Source organism: Escherichia sp. E14V7, from assembly GCF_004212225.1.
Lineage (GTDB): Bacteria > Pseudomonadota > Gammaproteobacteria > Enterobacterales > Enterobacteriaceae > Escherichia.
Map to the genome: position 1 here is coordinate 194,471 of NZ_RHJJ01000004.1, position 18,163 is coordinate 212,633.

General features: G+C 49.1%; 20 protein-coding genes. 11 read left to right on the top strand and 9 right to left on the bottom strand.

All coding sequences use genetic code 11. From position 1 onward, the window contains the following. Nucleotides 1–38: 38 nt before the first annotated feature. Nucleotides 39–524 carry an ATP-independent periplasmic protein-refolding chaperone Spy gene (spy, locus tag D9741_RS05315; protein ID WP_130208314.1) on the top strand — a complete coding sequence of 162 codons (486 nt, stop codon included), beginning with the start codon at nt 39–41 and terminating at the stop codon, nt 522–524. 197 nt (nt 525–721) lie between these two features. Further along, on the top strand, nt 722–1,297 hold the full coding sequence (ves, locus tag D9741_RS05320; protein ID WP_130218867.1) for an environmental stress-induced protein Ves: 576 nt from the start codon (nt 722–724) through the stop codon (nt 1,295–1,297). Here ves and cho read toward each other — a convergent pair. Further along, the gene (gene cho / locus D9741_RS05325; protein WP_130218869.1) at nt 1,257–2,144 is read right to left on the bottom strand and encodes an excinuclease Cho; all 888 of its coding nucleotides are present in this window, start codon (nt 2,142–2,144) and stop codon (nt 1,257–1,259) included. The genes ves and cho overlap by 41 nt on opposite strands. A 235-nt stretch (nt 2,145–2,379) precedes the next feature. Beyond that, nucleotides 2,380–3,207, bottom strand: coding sequence for an ammonia-dependent NAD(+) synthetase (nadE, locus tag D9741_RS05330; RefSeq protein ID WP_130218871.1), 828 nt, complete (start codon nt 3,205–3,207; stop codon nt 2,380–2,382). Between the two features lie 200 nt (nt 3,208–3,407). On the opposite strand from nadE, the gene osmE reads away from it, so the two are divergent. The 7 genes from osmE (at nt 3,408) to chbG (ending at nt 9,303) form a co-directional block, all read left to right on the top strand. Further along, nucleotides 3,408–3,746, top strand: coding sequence for an osmotically-inducible lipoprotein OsmE (osmE, locus tag D9741_RS05335; protein ID WP_064529167.1), 339 nt, complete (start codon nt 3,408–3,410; stop codon nt 3,744–3,746). Nucleotides 3,747–4,045: 299 nt separating this feature from the next. Then, nucleotides 4,046–4,366 (top strand): PTS N,N'-diacetylchitobiose transporter subunit IIB, encoded by a 321-nt coding sequence (gene chbB / locus D9741_RS05345; protein WP_000412160.1) that lies wholly within the window; start codon nt 4,046–4,048, stop codon nt 4,364–4,366. Between the two features lie 81 nt (nt 4,367–4,447). Continuing rightward, nucleotides 4,448–5,806, top strand: a complete 1,359-nt coding sequence (gene chbC / locus D9741_RS05350) for a PTS N,N'-diacetylchitobiose transporter subunit IIC (protein ID WP_130208308.1) — start codon at nt 4,448–4,450, stop codon at nt 5,804–5,806. Nucleotides 5,807–5,859: 53 nt separating this feature from the next. After that, nucleotides 5,860–6,210 (top strand): PTS N,N'-diacetylchitobiose transporter subunit IIA, encoded by a 351-nt coding sequence (gene chbA / locus D9741_RS05355; protein ID WP_064529165.1) that lies wholly within the window; start codon nt 5,860–5,862, stop codon nt 6,208–6,210. 7 nt (nt 6,211–6,217) lie between these two features. After that, nucleotides 6,218–7,060 carry a transcriptional regulator ChbR gene (gene chbR / locus D9741_RS05360; protein WP_171020845.1) on the top strand — a complete coding sequence of 281 codons (843 nt, stop codon included), beginning with the start codon at nt 6,218–6,220 and terminating at the stop codon, nt 7,058–7,060. A gap of 119 nt (nt 7,061–7,179) precedes the next feature. Beyond that, entirely contained in the window at nt 7,180–8,532 is a 1,353-nt protein-coding gene (gene celF / locus D9741_RS05365) for a 6-phospho-beta-glucosidase (RefSeq protein WP_130218873.1), read from the top strand. A 12-nt stretch (nt 8,533–8,544) separates the two neighbouring features. After that, the gene (gene chbG / locus D9741_RS05370; RefSeq protein ID WP_130218875.1) at nt 8,545–9,303 is read left to right on the top strand and encodes a chitin disaccharide deacetylase; all 759 of its coding nucleotides are present in this window, start codon (nt 8,545–8,547) and stop codon (nt 9,301–9,303) included. 139 nt (nt 9,304–9,442) lie between these two features. Here the strand turns inward: chbG and katE are convergent, their stop codons facing one another. Beyond that, nucleotides 9,443–11,704, bottom strand: a complete 2,262-nt coding sequence (katE, locus tag D9741_RS05375; protein WP_130218877.1) for a catalase HPII — start codon at nt 11,702–11,704, stop codon at nt 9,443–9,445. 182 nt (nt 11,705–11,886) lie between these two features. On the opposite strand from katE, the gene cedA reads away from it, so the two are divergent. Further along, nucleotides 11,887–12,150 (top strand): cell division activator CedA, encoded by a 264-nt coding sequence (cedA, locus tag D9741_RS05380; RefSeq protein ID WP_130218879.1) that lies wholly within the window; start codon nt 11,887–11,889, stop codon nt 12,148–12,150. 46 nt (nt 12,151–12,196) lie between these two features. On the opposite strand, the gene tcyP is transcribed toward cedA, so the two are convergent. From tcyP to hxpB, 3 genes are all read right to left on the bottom strand, one after another. After that, nucleotides 12,197–13,588, bottom strand: a complete 1,392-nt coding sequence (tcyP, locus tag D9741_RS05385) for a cystine/sulfocysteine:cation symporter (protein ID WP_130218881.1) — start codon at nt 13,586–13,588, stop codon at nt 12,197–12,199. A gap of 132 nt (nt 13,589–13,720) precedes the next feature. After that, the gene (locus D9741_RS05390) at nt 13,721–14,311 is read right to left on the bottom strand and encodes a metal-dependent hydrolase (protein ID WP_064529159.1); all 591 of its coding nucleotides are present in this window, start codon (nt 14,309–14,311) and stop codon (nt 13,721–13,723) included. Between the two features lie 161 nt (nt 14,312–14,472). Further along, complete coding sequence (gene hxpB / locus D9741_RS05395; RefSeq protein WP_130218883.1) at nt 14,473–15,141, bottom strand: hexitol phosphatase HxpB; 669 nt, start codon at nt 15,139–15,141, stop codon at nt 14,473–14,475. Nucleotides 15,142–15,287: 146 nt separating this feature from the next. Between hxpB and D9741_RS05400 the strand changes: the two genes are divergently transcribed. Further along, complete coding sequence (locus D9741_RS05400) at nt 15,288–15,824, top strand: YniB family protein (protein WP_130218885.1); 537 nt, start codon at nt 15,288–15,290, stop codon at nt 15,822–15,824. Between the two features lie 40 nt (nt 15,825–15,864). Here D9741_RS05400 and D9741_RS05405 read toward each other — a convergent pair whose 3' ends face one another. The 3 genes from D9741_RS05405 to pfkB form a co-directional block, all read right to left on the bottom strand. Next, on the bottom strand, nt 15,865–16,725 hold the full coding sequence (locus D9741_RS05405; protein WP_130218887.1) for a fructosamine kinase family protein: 861 nt from the start codon (nt 16,723–16,725) through the stop codon (nt 15,865–15,867). Between the two features lie 104 nt (nt 16,726–16,829). Then, nucleotides 16,830–17,117, bottom strand: coding sequence for a type V toxin-antitoxin system endoribonuclease antitoxin GhoS (ghoS, locus tag D9741_RS05410; protein ID WP_130218889.1), 288 nt, complete (start codon nt 17,115–17,117; stop codon nt 16,830–16,832). A 101-nt stretch (nt 17,118–17,218) separates the two neighbouring features. Beyond that, nucleotides 17,219–18,148 carry a 6-phosphofructokinase II gene (gene pfkB / locus D9741_RS05415; protein WP_130219020.1) on the bottom strand — a complete coding sequence of 310 codons (930 nt, stop codon included), beginning with the start codon at nt 18,146–18,148 and terminating at the stop codon, nt 17,219–17,221. Nucleotides 18,149–18,163: the final 15 nt, after the last annotated feature.

Genomic DNA, 18,163 nt, shown 5'->3' on the forward strand with positions numbered 1-18,163 from the left:
AAAGCCGTAACAAATAACTGAAAGGAAGGATATAGAATATGCGTAAATTAACTGCACTGTTTGTTGCCTCTACCCTGGCTCTTGGCGCGGCTAACCTGGCCCACGCCGCTGACACCACTACCGCAGCACCGGCTGACGCGAAGCCGATGATGCATCATAAAGGCAAGTTCGGTCCGCATCAGGACATGATGTTCAAAGACCTGAACCTGACCGACGCGCAGAAACAGCAGATTCGTGAAATCATGAAAGGCCAGCGTGACCAGATGAAACGTCCGCCGCTGGAAGAACGCCGCGCAATGCATGACATCATCGCCAGCGATACTTTCGACAAAGCAAAAGCTGAAGCGCAGATTGCTAAAATGGAAGAACAGCGCAAAGCTAACATGCTGGCGCACATGGAAACCCAGAACAAGATTTACAACATCCTGACGCCGGAGCAGAAAAAGCAATTTAATGCTAATTTTGAGAAGCGTCTGACAGAACGCCCAGCGGGAAAAGGTAAAATGCCTGCAACTGCTGAATAATCTTTCAGCCAAAAAACTTAAGACCGCCGGTCTTGTCCACTACCTTGCAGTAAGGCGGTGGACAGGATCGGCGGTTTTCTTTTATGCGCCTGTGTCTGTCATTTTTGCAAAAACGCTAAGGTAAATCATACGAGTTGCCGATAACAATCCACGGTTGCCTGAGCGATAACAATGAAAAGAGCATGCCCGGAGCGAGTATGGAATACTTTGATATGCGTAAAATGTCGGTGAACCTGTGGCGAAACGCTGCCGGTGAAACTCGTGAGATCTGTAGTTTTCCCCCTGCGAAACGTGATTTTTACTGGCGTGCCAGCATTGCGTCCATTGCGGCCAATGGTGAATTTTCTTTATTTCCTGGGATGGAAAGAAGTGTGACTCTGCTGGAAGGCGGCGAGATGCTTCTTGAAAGCGCAGACCGTTTTAGCCATACCTTAAAGCCGTTACAGCCTTTTGCTTTTGCGGCGGACCAGGTGGTAAAAGCGAAACTGACGGAAGGGCAGATGTCGATGGATTTCAACATTATGACGCGCCTGGATGCCTGTAAGGCGAAAGTCAGAATTGCCGATCGCACGTTCACCACTTTTGGTTCACGCGGTGGGGTGGTGTTTGTGATTAGCGGGGCATGGCAACTGGGCGAAAAATTGTTAACCACCGACCAGGGCGCGTGCTGGTACGATGGCAAACACACCCTGCGGCTTTTGCAACCGCAAGGCAAACTGCTGTTCAGTGAAATTAACTGGCTTGCAGGCCATTCACCGGATCAAGTTCAGTAATTTCATAGCGACCGGAAAGTAGTGGTTTACAAAGAATTTTATAACTATCGTGATCGAATCCGGCGGGCGTACGGATCAATGTTGCCGCCTCATCCAGCGAATTAACCGCCCCCAGCCACAGCCAGTTATGAATAATATGGTATTGGGTCATTTCCGGATGCTGTTCTTTCAACGCCACCGCACCTTGCCATGGCCAGCAGATCACCCGCAAACGTTCCAGCGACTGGAGCAGACGTTGAGCATGATCTTCATGGCTCTCTTTTCCGCAGCACGCTCCGGCGCAACGTTTTAGCGCTGAACGAAAGCAAGCACGACCGCGGCTCAGCGGTTCCAGCCCGAGCAGGCCATAACAGAGCTTTTGTTCATCGGCGATTGTCTGTAATGCCTGTAATGCCGAGCGGCGGTTGGCAAACAGGCCAAACAGGTTTGGCGCAGTAGAAAAATCCACGTCTTTGGCGTACACCACATCCACGCGTTTTTCATTCAGTTGCAGGGCGCAGAGCTGACGGTTGCGGCGCAACCGTTTATTAAACAAAGGCTGTTGCTCTTTGATTAGACGCGCTTCAAGGAGCAGAGCGCCGATTTCGCCTGCGGTACATATCCAGCTAATGCGTCGGGATTGTCGCAGCATGGCCGCTTCATCCGGGGTACGTAAATGGGAAAGGACGCGGCTGCGGATGTTAACGCTTTTGCCGATATAGAGCGGCATAGTGTTACTTTCGCCATGAAACAGATACACACCGGGTCGGGTGGGTAAGTCATTAAGAAATGAACGTAAATGTTCGGGATATTCGTAAATTGCCGCCGCTTCAAATTCGAGCCGCGGGGAAGTTAAACGCCGTACCACTGTTTACTCCGGATGCTGGTCATTTATCCAGTATAGCGGGTGGGTGGCGATTAAAAAAGAGGCAAGGCCGATGACAAAGCTAACACTGCCTGATGCTCTACGCTTATCAGGCCTACTCGACTCATGCAATGTATTGAATTTGCGAAGTTTTACATGCCGGATAAGACGCTTACGCCATATCCGGCATGTATAAAGTGTTTGGTGTCGACAATCTCAGGCGGGGAGGCCGCACTGTTTATTTTTTCCAGAAATCATCGAAAACCGTAATGGGTGGGCGGCGTTTATGCTCGGTTTTCAGATACCAGTTCTCAATCGTTCTGGCGACCTGTTCCGGGACATTTTTCCCTTCAAGATAGTCATCGATATTTTCATACGTTACGCCGAGCGCGACTTCATCTGGCAGTGACGGGCGGTCATCTTCCAGGTCGGCTGTGGGTGCCTTCTTATAGAGATGCTCAGGGCAACCTAACGCTGCCAGTAACTGTTTACCCTGACGTTTGTTCAGACGATACAGAGGGTTAATGTCTGTGCCACCATCACCATATTTAGTGAAGAAACCAGTAATGGCTTCTGCCGCATGATCGGTGCCAACTACGACGCCATTAGTCATACCCGCAATGCTGTATTGCGCTTTCATCCGCTCACGTGCTTTTTCATTGCCACGCACAAAATCGCTCAGTTCGATACCTGCTTCCCGCAATGCCTGTTCACTGGCGAGTACCGCGCCCTTGATATTGACGGTTAATACGCGATCCGGCTGAATAAAGGCAATGGCGTCCTGGCAATCTTGTTCGTCGGTCTGAACACCGTAGGGAAGGCGCACGGCGATAAATTGCAGTGATTCATTACCGGTTTCCTGGCGCAGTTCATTAATTGCCATCTGACACAACTTACCGGCAAGGGTAGAGTCCTGACCACCGCTAATGCCGAGTACCAGTGATTTAATGAACGGGTAGGTTTGTAGATAGCTTTTCAGAAAATCGACGCTGCGACGAATTTCCTCTTCAGCATTAATCTGCGGTTTGGCGCCCAGCGCCTTTATTATTTGTTGCTGCAATGTCATTGAACCCCTCCAGACAAAAAAATAAAACTTCCTTAAAGCTAACCCGTTGCTACAGAAACGACAAGCGACAGCAGGTTGAATGGTGGTTAAAACGTCATACAGGAATCCTCTGAAAGCGAAACCGTTTCGCTCTCAGGCTTGAAAAAGCCCCCGATGTATTCCAGGCTTATCTAACACGCTGATAAACAAGAGGACGGAATATGAACAAGAATATGGCAGGAATTCTGGGTGCAGCGGCGGTATTAACCATGCTGGCAGGTTGTACGGCGTATGATCGTACCAAAGACCAGTTTGTACAGCCTGTGGTGAAAGACGTCAAAAAAGGCATGAGCCGGGCGCAGGTTGCACAAATTGCGGGTAAACCTTCGTCTGAAGTGAGCATGATCCATGCTCGTGGTACTTGCCAGACCTACATTCTGGGTCAACGTGATGGTAAAGCAGAAACCTATTTTGTCGCGTTAGATGATACCGGGCATGTGATCAATACCGGCTATCAGACCTGTGCCGAATACGACACTGATCCGCAGGCTGCGAAGTAATTCCTTCATCTGAAAGCTTGAGTCACAACGAAAACCGGCCACTGTGCCGGTTTTTTTATGCGCGTGTTCTTATTTGTTGACGCGAATTATTTAACCGAAATGTGAAGGTGGTCATAACAGCAGGTCAAGGAGAGACAATTTGTATAGTCAAAGAAATACTATTGCTCAGGTCAATACCGTATACTCTTTTCAGCCACCAAAAAAAGTCATGTTGGTTTCGCAAGTTACCCAGAGCATGGAAGCAGGTGAAGGCTTGCGGAGTGTCTGGCTGACAGATAATCGTTGATGAGGGCAGTTTTATGGAAAAGAAACACATTTATCTGTTTTGTTCTGCGGGCATGTCTACCTCTTTACTGGTATCAAAAATGCGCGCTCAGGCAGAAAAATATGAAGTTCCGGTCATTATTGAAGCATTTCCAGAAACGCTGGCTGGTGAAAAAGGGCTGAATGCCGATGTCGTTTTATTAGGGCCGCAGATTGCTTATATGTTGCCCGAAATTCAGCGTTTGTTACCCAACAAACCGGTGGAAGTAATTGACTCGTTGTTATATGGCAAAGTCGATGGTTTAGGCGTGCTTAAGGCTGCAGTTGCAGCAATTAAAAAAGCCGCAGCAAATTAATTTTTAAATTTTCCCGTCAAAGAGTTATTTCATAAATCTATACCGCAATATTTGAATTGCGGTTTTTAAGGGTATTTTTCTATGAGTAATGTTATTGCATCGCTTGAAAAGGTACTCCTCCCTTTTGCAGTTAAAATAGGAAAGCAACCGCACGTTAATGCAATCAAAAACGGTTTTATTCGCTTAATGCCGTTAACCCTCGCAGGGGCTATGTTTGTATTAATTAATAACGTTTTCCTTAGCTTTGGGGAGGGGTCGTTTTTTTATTCCTTAGGTATTCGCCTCGACGCCTCGACCATTGAAACACTCAATGGTCTGAAAGGTATTGGCGGAAATGTTTATAACGGAACATTGGGGATTATGTCTTTAATGGCACCGTTCTTTATCGGCATGGCGCTGGCAGAAGAGCGTAAAGTCGATGCGCTGGCAGCGGGATTGTTATCCGTTGCGGCGTTTATGACCGTCACGCCTTATAGCGTCGGCGAGGCTTATGCCGTCGGCGCTAATTGGTTAGGCGGCGCAAATATCATTTCCGGGATTATTATCGGCCTGGTGGTGGCAGAAATGTTTACCTTTATTGTCCGCCGCAACTGGGTAATTAGACTGCCTGATAGCGTACCTGCGTCGGTATCGCGTTCCTTCTCGGCATTGATTCCCGGCTTTATTATTCTTTCCGTGATGGGGATTATTGCCTGGGCGCTGACGACCTGGGGTACAAACTTCCATCAGATCATTATGGATACTATCTCGACGCCGCTGGCATCGTTGGGCAGTGTGGTCGGCTGGGCGTATGTGATTTTTGTTCCACTGCTGTGGTTCTTCGGTATTCACGGCGCGCTGGCGCTGACTGCACTGGACAACGGCATCATGACGCCGTGGGCGTTGGAAAACATCGCGACCTACCAGCAATATGGTTCCGTCGAAGCGGCATTAGCTGCCGGTAAGACCTTCCATATCTGGGCCAAGCCGATGCTGGACTCCTTTATTTTCCTCGGTGGTAGTGGTGCGACCCTGGGCCTGATTCTGGCTATCTTTATTGCTTCTCGCCGTGCTGATTATCGTCAAGTGGCAAAACTGGCGCTGCCGTCCGGCATCTTTCAGATTAACGAACCGATTCTGTTTGGTCTGCCGATTATTATGAACCCGGTGATGTTTATCCCGTTTGTGCTGGTACAACCGATTCTGGCGGCGATCACCCTGGCGGCATATTACATGGGCATTATTCCACCAGTGACCAACATTGCGCCGTGGACCATGCCAACCGGTCTGGGAGCCTTCTTTAACACCAACGGTAGCGTCGCCGCCTTACTGGTCGCACTCTTCAACCTCGGTATCGCCACGCTGATTTATCTGCCATTTGTTGTGGTGGCAAACAAAGCACAAAACGTGATTGATAAAGAAGAGAGTGAAGAAGATATTGCTAACGCGCTGAAATTTTAATCGATATCGGCACAGGTAACGCTGTGCCGGGTAAGGAAAGTGAGGAACTGAGTATGATGGATCTCGACAATATCCCGGATACGCAAACCGAAGCCGAAGAACTGGAAGAAGTGGTGATGGGGCTTATCATCAATTCCGGGCAGGCGCGCAGTCTGGCGTATGCGGCGCTGAAACAGGCAAAGCAGGGCGATTTTGCTGCAGCAAAAGCGATGATGGATCAGTCACGAATGGCGTTGAATGAAGCGCATCTGGTACAGACGAAACTGATTGAAGGCGATGCGGGCGAAGGTAAGATGAAAGTGAGTCTGGTGCTGGTCCACGCCCAGGATCATTTAATGACCTCAATGCTTGCACGTGAACTGATTAGTGAATTAATTGAGCTTCATGAAAAATTGAAGGCATAAGGAGTTGATGATGCAGCCAGTGATTAACGCGCCGGAAATTGCCACAGCCCGTGAACAACAACTGTTTAATGGCAAAAACTTCCATGTGTTTATCTACAACAAAACTGAGAGTATCAGTGGGCTGCATCAACACGACTATTATGAATTCACCCTGGTGTTAACGGGTCGTTATTACCAGGAGATAAACGGTAAACGCGTGTTGCTGGAGCGGGGCGATTTTGTCTTTATTCCGTTGGGCTCGCACCATCAAAGTTTTTATGAGTTTGGCGCCACGCGTATATTAAATGTTGGGATCAGCAAACGTTTTTTTGAGCAGCATTATCTGCCGTTGTTGCCTTATTGCTTCGTCGCATCACAGGTATACCGGACCAATAACGCTTTTCTCACCTATGTGGAAACGGTCATCTCTTCACTGAATTTCCGTGAAACCGGGCTGGAAGAGTTTGTTGAGACAGTGACTTTTTATGTTATCAACCGCTTACGTCATTACCGTGAAGAACAGGTAATTGATGATGTGCCGCAGTGGCTGAAAGGCACGGTTGAAAAGATGCATGATAAAGAGCAGTTTAGTGAAAATGCGCTGGAAAATATGGTGATACTGTCGGCGAAATCGCAGGAATATTTGACGCGTGCAACCCAGCGATATTATGGCAAAACGCCAATGCAGATTATTAATGAAATTCGCATTAATTTTGCCAAAAAACAACTGGAAATGACCAACTATTCGGTAACGGATATTGCATTTGAAGCCGGTTATAGTAGCCCCAGTCTGTTTATTAAAACGTTTAAGAAACTGACCTCGTTTACACCCAATAGCTATCGTAAAAAATTGACTGAATTTAATCAGTAGCCATTGTCTCAGAACACTAAATTTACATGCTTGCTCTGTATAACCTGGTGTTTTCGGGTTATTCCTGACTTAGCAGCAGGCACGACGAATATCAGTATTTCCTAATGAAGGGAGAAATTATGAGCCAGAAATTAAAAGTCGTCACTATTGGTGGCGGGAGCAGCTATACCCCGGAATTACTGGAAGGGTTTATTAAACGTTATCACGAATTGCCGGTGAGTGAATTATGGCTGGTGGACATCGAAGAGGGTAAAGCGAAGCTGGATATTATTTTCGATCTCTGCCAGCGGATGATTGATAACGCTGGTGTACCAATGAAGCTTTATAAAACGCTCGATCGCCGCGAAGCATTGAAAGATGCCGATTTCGTCACTACCCAGTTGCGCGTAGGTCAATTACCAGCACGCGAACTCGATGAACGTATTCCGTTAAGTCATGGTTATCTCGGCCAGGAAACCAACGGTGCAGGTGGCCTGTTTAAAGGTCTGCGTACTATTCCGGTGATTTTTGACATAGTCAAAGATGTTGAAGAACTCTGCCCCAATGCCTGGGTGATTAACTTTACGAACCCAGCGGGAATGGTCACCGAAGCAGTCTATCGTCATACCGGATTTAAACGCTTTATCGGCGTGTGTAATATTCCGATTGGCATGAAGATGTTTATCAGCGATGTTTTAGCGTTGAATGAGCACGATGATTTATCTATCGATCTGTTCGGGCTGAACCACATGGTGTTTATTAAAGATGTGCTGGTAAATGGCAAGTCTCGCTTTGCCGAATTGCTTGATGGTGTGGCATCCGGGCAGTTAAAAGCGTCTGGCGTAAAAAATATTTTCGATCTGCCGTTTAGCGAAGGCTTAATTCGCTCACTGAATCTGTTGCCGTGCTCGTATCTGCTTTATTACTTCAAGCAAAAAGAGATGCTGGCGATTGAAATGGGTGAGTATTATAAAGGCGGCGCACGTGCACAGGTGGTACAGAAAGTCGAGAAACAACTCTTTGACCTGTATAAAAATCCGGACCTGAAAGTTAAGCCGAAAGAACTGGAACAGCGCGGCGGGGCATATTACTCAGATGCGGCGTGTGAAGTAATTAATGCTATCTACAACGACAAGCAAGCAGAACATTACGTTAATATCCCGCATCATGGGCATATTGATAATATTCCGGCAGACTGGGCGGTAGAAATGACCTGTACACTGGGGCGCGATGGCGCGACGCCACATCCACGTATTACACACTTCGATGACAAAGTGATGGGCTTGATTCATACCATCAAAGGTTTTGAGATTGCCGCCAGCCACGCAGCCCTTAGCGGTGAATTTAACGATGTGTTACTGGCGCTCAACCTTAGCCCGCTGGTGCATTCCGATCGTGACGCGGAACTGCTGGCAAGAGAGATGATTCTGGCGCATGAGAAGTGGTTGCCAAACTTTGCTGACTGCATTGCAGAACTCAAAAAAGCACATTAACTGAGGCTGATTATGGAACGCTTACTGATTGTTAATGCTGATGACTTTGGCTTAAGTAAAGGCCAGAACTACGGCATTATCGAGGCCTGTCGTAATGGTATTGTCACCTCAACGACGGCGCTGGTGAATGGGGAAGCTATCGACCATGCGGTGCGGTTAAGTCGTGATGAACCGAGTCTGGCAGTTGGGATGCACTTTGTCCTTACACTGGGCAAGCCGCTGACTGAAATGCCTGGGCTGACCCGGCAAGGTGTGCTGGGGAAATGGATCTGGCAGCTGGCTGAAGACGATGCCTTACCACTGGAAGAAATTTCCCAGGAACTCGCCCGCCAGTATCTGCGATTCATTGAATTGTTTGGCCGCAAACCAACACATCTTGATAGTCATCATCATGTGCATATGTTCCCGCAGATTTTCCCGATTGTGGCGAAGTTTGCGGCTGAAGAGGGGATTGCGTTGCGTATTGATCGCCAGCCAGTATTTAACGACGGTGATTTACCCGCAAATCTGCGCAGTTCACAGGGCTTCAGTAGTGCATTCTATGGTGAAGAGATTAGTGAATCACTGTTCCTGCAAGTGTTGGATGATTCCAGTCATCGCGGTGAACGCTCACTGGAAGTGATGTGCCATCCTGCGTTTGTCGATAATACAATTCGCCAGAGTGCTTACTGTTTCCCGCGGTTAGCGGAACTGGATGTGTTAACGTCGGCGTCGTTGAAGTATGCCATTGCCGAGCGTGGTTATCGGTTGGGTAGTTATCTGGATGTGTAGGTAAGGCTGTTTTGCCGGATGCGGCGTAAATGCCTTATTCGGCATACAATATATTGAAATTTCAAAGCATTATGAACATCCGGTAGGCCTGATAAGCGCAGCGCATCAGGCAAAGGTGGCGCAGTTGCGCCACCCATATTTACGCCGGAATTTTGTCAATCTTAGGCATACGTGACCAGACGCGGTGCGCCGCCATTAGCGTTAACAATTCATCCATAAAACTACCGTCGGCGCTGTCGGCTTCCACAACCCCTTCTTCACCTTTGTCATCCACCTTAATTGTCGCTTTGAACTTGCGGGCGTCTCCCGCCAGCGCAATCGGTTTAAGGTGTTTGTAGGCTTCCATCAGGTAATAGTTCGCATCGCCGTTGTCTGCGATATCCGCAATATTACCGCAAGGGACAATGACCGCATCCACCGTCAGCGAAGGCGCTCCGGCAAAGGTAGCAGCAATTGGCAATACTGTGCCGTCATCGGCGGTCACTTCGCCCATCCGTGAATAAAGCAGTTTGGCATGAACGCCTTTGGCTTTCAGCGCCTTGAGAATGGCCAGCAGGTCTGCCGATCTCACTTCATCATTAAGCAAAATCGCTGCCACACGACCTTTGACATCACCGTCAGGAATGGCATACAGGCTTAATGTTGGGGCATTTTTCAGACCGTTGATGTCTGGTGGCGGGGTAATATTCAGTTGTTCATCAGTCAGTTCGATACCGAGATTTTCCGCCACAGCCTGCGCCAGAGTGAGATCGATATGTGCCAGTTGATCAACGACGCGTTCACGAATATACGGACGAGCAACTTTGCTCAATTCAAAGCTGAAAGCGTCGATAATGTGGCGCTGTTCAAACGGCGTCTGGCTTAGCCAGAACAGACGCGGATGGGAATAATATTCGCCAAACGATGGGCTGCGTTCGCGGACTTTGTTGCCTTCTACACGTTCCTGGTATGATTCAAATCCGCCGCGTTTCGGCCCCGGCGGTGTTTCGCGCGGCCAGTTGTCGTTGATCGAGTTTGGTTCGTAGTTTGCCGGATTGGTGTCGATTCCCATGCGGTGCATGCCGTCACGCTGGAAATTATGGTAAGGGCAGGTCGGGCGGTTAATCGGAATTTCATGGAAATTGGGCCCACCAAGACGACTAATTTGTGTATCGGTATAAGAGAACAAACGCCCCTGCAATAACGGGTCGTTGGTGAAATCCAGACCGGGGACAATATGCCCTGGATGGAAAGCTACCTGTTCGTTTTCGGCAAAGAAGTTATCCGGGTTGCGGTTAAGCACCATTTTGCCGACGCGCTGTACCGGCACCAGTTCTTCCGGGATAAGTTTGGTTGGATCGAGAAGGTCGAAATCAAACTTGAATTCGTCTTCTTCCGGGATTAACTGGAAGCCCAGTTCGTATTCCGGGAAATCGCCTGCTTCAATGGCTTCCCACAGCTCACGGCGGTGGAAGTCCGGGTCACGTCCGGTGAGTTTCTGCGCTTCATCCCATACCAGCGAGGCTTTACCTGCCAGTGGTTTCCAGTGGAAACGCACAAACGTCGCTTTCCCTTCTGCGTTAATCAGGCGGAAAGTGTGGATGCCGAAACCTTCCATCGTACGGTAGCTGCGCGGGATCCCGCGATCCGACATCGCCCATATCACGTTATGCAGCGTTTCCGGTTGCAGGGAAACATAATCCCAGAATGTGTCGTGGGCGCTACCTCCCTGTGGTATCGCCCAGTGCGGTTCCGGTTTTACCGCATGAACAAAATCGGGGAATTTATGCGCATCCTGAATAAAGAAGATCGGCGTGTTGTTGCCGACAAGGTCAAAAATACCCTCTTCAGTATAGAATTTGGTGGCAAAACCGCGAATATCACGCACGGTATCTGCCGAGCCAGCACCACCCTGAACGGTCGAGAAACGGACAAATACTGGGGTGATTTTGTTCGGGTCAGACAGGAAGTCGGCTTTGGTAATATCGCTTAAGTTTTTATACGGCTGGAAATAACCATGAGCCGCAGATCCTCGCGCATGAACAATACGTTCCGGGATACGCTCATGGTCAAAGTGAGTGATCTTCTCGCGCAGAATAAAATCTTCCAGCAGCGTTGGACCACGGCTACCGGCACGCAGTGAGTTTTGATCATCAGCGATGCGCACGCCCTGATTGGTGGTCAGCGCATAATTTTCACTACCTTTACGTACATCTTGCAGGGAATTGAGTTTTTCGTTACGCGTATCAGGGGCTTTCAGACTGCCTGGCGCGGTAGGCTGCGCGCCTGGCGGGGTCGGTTCAGCCGCTGGACGATGAGAGCCGTCCTCAGGTGCCAGTGAGTCCATTCCTGGTTTCGCTTCGTTCGAGTCGTGAAGGGGGGACTGGTGCTGATGTGGGTTCTTTTCGTTATGTTGCGACATTGAACTCGTCTCCTTATTTCATTGCTGAAAGGGCCGCTTTTTTGGTCAAAAAACCCTCTAACTATAGACCATCAGGGGTATCTCGCTCTGGAAGTGGTGTCGGCGAAAGTATTTGAGGATGTACGCAAAGCAGGACGGACGTGGGCTAAATCGGCTAAACTACATTTTTTCTGATTTTTAATATGCGTTTAGTGAAGCCAGTAATGAAGAAACCGCTACGTCAGCAAAACCGCCCGATTATTAGCTATGTCCCGCGCACGGAACCTGCGCCGCCGGAGCATGCGATTAAAATGGATTCGTTTCGTGATGTCTGGATACTACGTAGCAAATATGTGGCGTTTGTTCTGGTGGGGGAATCATTCTTGCGCTCACCGGCGTTTAGTGTGCCGGAGGCGGCCCAGCGCTGGGCGAATCAGATTCGACAAGAGAATGAGGTCAAAGAGTAAAAAAACGCCTGTCGGGATGACAGGCGTTTTGCGTTATAAGCCAGGGTTAACGGTGAGCCAGTTCGGCGTCATCTTCGCTATCCAGAATGGATTTATCGGTCTGCTTCAGCCACTGGCTGGTCAGTGTACCTGCGGTCATAGAACCGCTGACGTTCAGTGCCGTACGGCCCATATCGATAAGTGGTTCAACGGAAATTAACAATGCCACCAGCGTTACCGGCAAGCCCATCGCAGGGAGTACAATCAGTGCGGCGAATGTTGCACCGCCACCAACGCCTGCAACACCTGCTGAACTCACAGTGACGATACCAACGAGTGTCGCAATCCACATTGGGTCCAGCGGATTAATGCCAACCGTAGGCGCAACCATCACTGCCAGCATTGCCGGATACAGCCCGGCACAGCCGTTTTGACCAATGGTCGCGCCGAAAGAGGCGGCGAAACTGGCGATGGATTCAGGAACACCCAGACGACGCGTTTGTGCTTCTACATTCAGCGGAATAGACGCAGCACTGGAGCGACTGGTGAAGGCAAACGTCAACACTGGCCATACTTTACGGAAGTATTTCAGCGGGCTTACGCCATTAATGCCCAGCAGAATGCCATGCACTGCAAACATAATGATAAGACCGAGGTAGGACGCGACAACGAAGCTACCCAGTTTAATGATGTCTTGCAGGTTGGAGCCAGCAACGACTTTGGTCATCAGTGCCAGAACGCCGTATGGCGTCAGTTGCATGACCAGGCGAACCAGTTTCATCACCCAGCTTTGCAGCGTATCGATAGCGGTTAAGACTCGTTCACCTTTCGGCGCATCATCTTTCAGCAGTTTCAGTGCTGCAACGCCCAGGAAAGCCGCAAAAATTACCACGCTGATAATTGACGTCGGATTGGCACCGGTCAGATCGGCAAACGGGTTTTTCGGGATAAAGGACAAGACAAGCTGCGGAACGCTCAGGTCAGAGACTTTACCGACATAGTTGCTTTCGATAGCGTTCAGACGAGCAGTTTCTGCGCCACCCTGAACCAGCCCTTCAGCTGTCAGACCAAACAGATTAGTGACCAGTACACCGACCAGCGCCGCAATCAGCGTGGTAAACAGTAGCGTACCAATAGTCAGAAAACTGATTTTGCCTAGTTGAGACGCGTTATGCAGACGGGCAACCGCACTTAAAATGGAGGCAAATACCAGCGGCATGACGATCATTTGCAGTAGCTGAACATAGCCGTTACCGACAATGTTAAACCACTGCACAGAATCTTTGAGTATCTGGCTGTCAGAACCATAAATGGTATGCAGGGCAAGGCCAAAAACCACACCCATCACCAGACCTACCAGCACTTTTTTGGCCAGACTCCACTGTTTGTGGCGGGTTTGGGCCAGCGCAAACAGCAGCACAACGAACACTATGATGTTCGCAATTAATGGAAAGTTCATCCCCGTTCTCCTGATCTTATTATTTCTATCGCTACGCAGTAGCCATAGTGTTGAAGCAAGATTAACAGAACTGTGAGCTGGCTCTTATATTCAAATGGAATGGCTTATTCCAGAAAAGCGATTTTTGTTTTTTTAGTATTCAACCTGATGCTTAATAAGGCGATGAAACTCGATCTGCAAGGTATTAATCATTTGCGATGACCAACGTACGGCACTGTTTTCGGGCAGTGAATGGGGCATCCACACTGACCAGACAAACAACGCCATGCAGAGAAAACGTTCTAACTGGTTGCCTTTTTGTGGAACCAGAATTGGCAGACGGAAACGCCATCGGCACGGCCAGAGTAGGGGAACGCCAGCGGGGGTCAGCATATCAGCAAGAATATGACTCAAATAACCGAGAACCATACCTTGCAGAGCATCAGCCGGAATAAACCAGCTTTCCGGAACTTTCAGATAAAAGGTCGCCAGTAGAGCAAACACCGCCAGCAGACTGTGGGTAAAGCCACGGTGACCAAAAGCGCGGGCAATGGGTTTTGATATCCACTTTAATCGCTGCCCAAGAAACGACTTTGGATGGTCAATATCCGGTAACAGACAAGTTAATATTGCGGAAGGGACAATATGCCACCAGTCACCCTGTGCCAGCACGGGTGTAAGCTCGGCATTTTTAGCAAACACCGCACAAGCAATAGAAAAGAGGAGGTGACCTTCCGCCGTCATGATAAAACTCACTAAACTGTCGATACGTACAGTATAGGGTTTTTATACAGTGCGCGGAAGTGGTGACGGTGTAACTCTTCATCATAATATGATGATAAAATCGTCAGTTGAACGTGATTTCAGATAAGCAACCAGGGGCCGTGTTACCACGCCCCTTTTTATTAACCGAGGAGGTCTTTCGCGGTGAGTTCGGTCAAGGATGAAAGTTTTACATTCGCCAACACAAAACGGGGATCATTTTGCGCTTCTGGTGCTGGAACGACGATGGAGCGCATTCGTGCTGCCTTCGAGGCGATCATGCCATTAACAGAATCTTCCAGCGCCACGCAGGCGATTGGGTCAACGCCCAGTTTTGCCGCGCAGTCGAGATAAACCTGCGGATGTGGCTTGCTATAAGGCAATTTTTCAGCGGAGGCGAGGGCATCGAAACTGTCACGTAGGTCAAACATGGCCAGCACTTTTTCAAGCATATGCAGCGGTGACGCTGAAGCCAGGCCAACCAATAAGCCCTGCGCTTTACATAAAGCAACGGCTTCACGCACGCCAGGCAGTAATGGACGCGTCTCTTCAACCAGCGAAATGGCACGGGCAATTACCCGATCGACCACTTCCTGACGACTCGGTCCATTCCACGGTTGCCGGGCATACCACAGATCAACCACCATATCGATGCGTAAACCTAAGGTGTCCGGTAGCTCATTACGACGGGAGATGTCCACCCCCAGGCTTGCCATCACATCCAGTTCGGCCCGATCCCACAATGGTTCGGAATCGATAAGTAATCCATCCATATCAAAAATTGCAGCAAGAATCTGTCGTGGGGTTGACATTACAACCTCTCCTTTAGAGCATTATGTGTAAGGTATTAAGCAGTGCTTATGATTAAGCGCCTATCATATCGCCTTTAAAGAATGGGCGAAAACAGATATCTACAGGTAAACTAAGTGAATCGACGCGTCTTAATCAAGGAGAACTCATGACGTATCAACAAGCTGGACGCATTGCTATTTTGAAAAGGATTTTCGGTTGGGTGATTTTTATACCAACACTTGTTTCCACGTTGATTTCCTTGCTGAAGTTTATGAATACCCGGCAAGAAACCCAGGAAGGCATTAATGCGGTAATGCTCGACTTTGCCCATGTCATGATCGATATGATGCAGGCGAATACGCCTTTTTTGAATCTGTTCTGGTATAACTCGCCGACGCCCAATTTTAATGGTGGTGTGAACGTTATGTTCTGGGTGATCTTTATCCTGATTTTTGTCGGGCTGGCGTTGCAAGACTCTGGAGCACGCATGAGTCGTCAGACGCGCTTCTTGCGCGAAGGCGTTGAAGATCAACTCATTCTGGAGAAGGCTAAAGGGGAAGAGGGGTTAACGCGTGAACAGATCGAGTCGCGCATTGTCGTTCCACGCCATACTATCTTCACGCAGTTTTTTTCACTCTATATCCTGCCGGTCATTTGTATTGCTGCGGGATACGTGTTCTTTTCTCTGCTCGGTTTCATTTAATACAAAGGCCGCGCGGTGCGGCCATTATCATCGACTCCCGTCACGCGGCTAACACTCTATCCAATGATTGTTGAGCAATAACCAGATGTTGACCACCAAACAACCTTGCACGGTTTAGCAAAGTGTAAAGCTGGTAAATCGGTTGGCGTTCGAGGAAATCGATCGGGAGCGGTGAAACTGATTGATAACCATCATAGATTTGCGGAGGCTGTTCGGTATGTAGCGGCAACATGGCCAGATCGCACTCTCTGTCGCCCCAGTAACAAGCAGGGTCGAAAATATACGGACCATTCGGACCTAGCGCACAATTCCCTGACCATAGATCGCCGTGTAACAGTGATGGTTGCGGCTGATGTGAAGCCAGGCGCTGCTGGATATGCTCGACGATGGCGTCGATATTGCCGAAGGCGATCCCTTTTTCTGCTGCCAGCTCCAGTTGCCAGCCAATCCGTTGTTCAGCAAAAAACGTTGACCAGCGGCGTTGCCAGGTATTGGGTTGAGGGGTAGTAGAAAGGGCGTTATCGAAATCGAGGCCAAATTGTGGCTGGTCGCTCCATTGATGTAGATGCGCAATTTGCTGCCCTAAAATAAAGGCGTTATGTGCATCCAACGGCCGAGGAGGGAGATAATCCATCACCAGAAAACTGTAGTCACGGTCAGCGCCAACTGCCCACACCCGGGGTACGGTGACGGTTTTACTACGAGACAATAACTCCAGTTGGTCGGCTTCGGCGGTAAAACCGGGAAGCAATTCTCTTTCATCACATTTGACGAAAAAGTCGCGTCCTGCATAGCGCAAATGCCATGCGGCATGGACTTCCCCGCCAGGCAGTTCATTACGCAGTTCGATTTCGCCTTCACCTAACTGCTCGCTCAAAAGACGACTGATTACCTGCCACATGATGTCTCTCCCATGCTGTCTGCCAGATCATAAGGTTAGCGCAAGAATAAGGTGTAAAAACACGAGCTAACGCACACCACAGACTGATTATTGCCCAAAAATCTTTATTTGTTGCTATTCCATTCCTCCCAGGTGGTGATCCTTATCTCGGGGTCTTTGCCTGTAGCGCTCTGGGCGAGCCCGGCAACGAGTTCTCTTATCTCATCTTCGTTTTGCGTACTGATAAGTCCAAAGGTATTCGTCCCTAGTTCATGGATGTTCCCATCATCGTCTGTCATGGTCAGTGAAAAGCCATCGCGTGTCAGAAAGTTATTTAACTCATTAATTTCAGTTAATGTATCTTCATGCAACATGACGGTAATGACATAACGGACAAGATCGCCACCAGCCATAATTCACCTCTTTGTTATCACGTGATTTTTTAGCATAGTCGCAGAAACGCATTGCTGACAGGTTTGTGGTGATTCCCCCAACCGATGGGGGAATGTCTCGATTAGTGGGAAAGGTAAGCGTAAATTTTTTGTGTATCGTCATGGGAGCACAGGCGTGTTCCTTGATTGAGTGTTGCGGCACTACCGGCAGCCACGCCAAAACGAACCATTTCATCAAGCGAGGCATTTTCTGCCAGCTTCAGCGTCATAGCCCCAACCATACTGTCGCCAGCACCGACGGTACTTTGGCTTTTTAGCGGCGGTGGCACAACCTGAATGCAGTTTTCGCTATCTACCCCCAACGCTCCTTGTGGACCAAGGGAAACGACGACCCGTTTGGCCTTACCACTATTAACAATTTCCTGCGCGGCTTTACGCACATCATCGGGTTGAGTGAGTTCGCGACCTACCAGTGCGCTGAGTTCTTTTTGGTTAGGTTTAACTAACTCGATATTGCCAATCGCCAGTGCTGCGCTTAAGGCTTCGCCGGAACTGTCGACGATGCAGCGTATTCCTTGTTTTTGCGCAGCAGAAATAAGCTGCGTTAACTTTTCCAGTTTCACGCCTGGTGGCAGGCTTCCACTAATAACCAGAATAGCCCCTGACTCGATTTCCAGAACTTGTTCTTCAAGTTGACGAAATTCATCTTCGCTTAAAGCTGCGCCGGGCATGACAAAGCGATACTGCTCACCGCTGGATTCCACATGTACATGCAGATTCTGGCGGGTCCAGTCCTTCGCTTCGACAGTGGCAACAGGGACATTTTCATCGGCCAGCAGAGCGACGAGATGTTCACCGGTCGCGCCGCCGGCCGGGAATATAGCCGTCGCGCTCCCGCCCAGATGAGCAATAGCGCGAGCGACATTAATACCACCGCCACCAGGTTCAAACACGGGGGCAGTACAGCGCAGTTTTCCTTCGGGGTAAATTTGCGGGGTTATTGTTGCGCTATCGAGAGAGGGCGCAAGTGTCAACGTATAGATACGTACCATCATTTCCTCCTATAG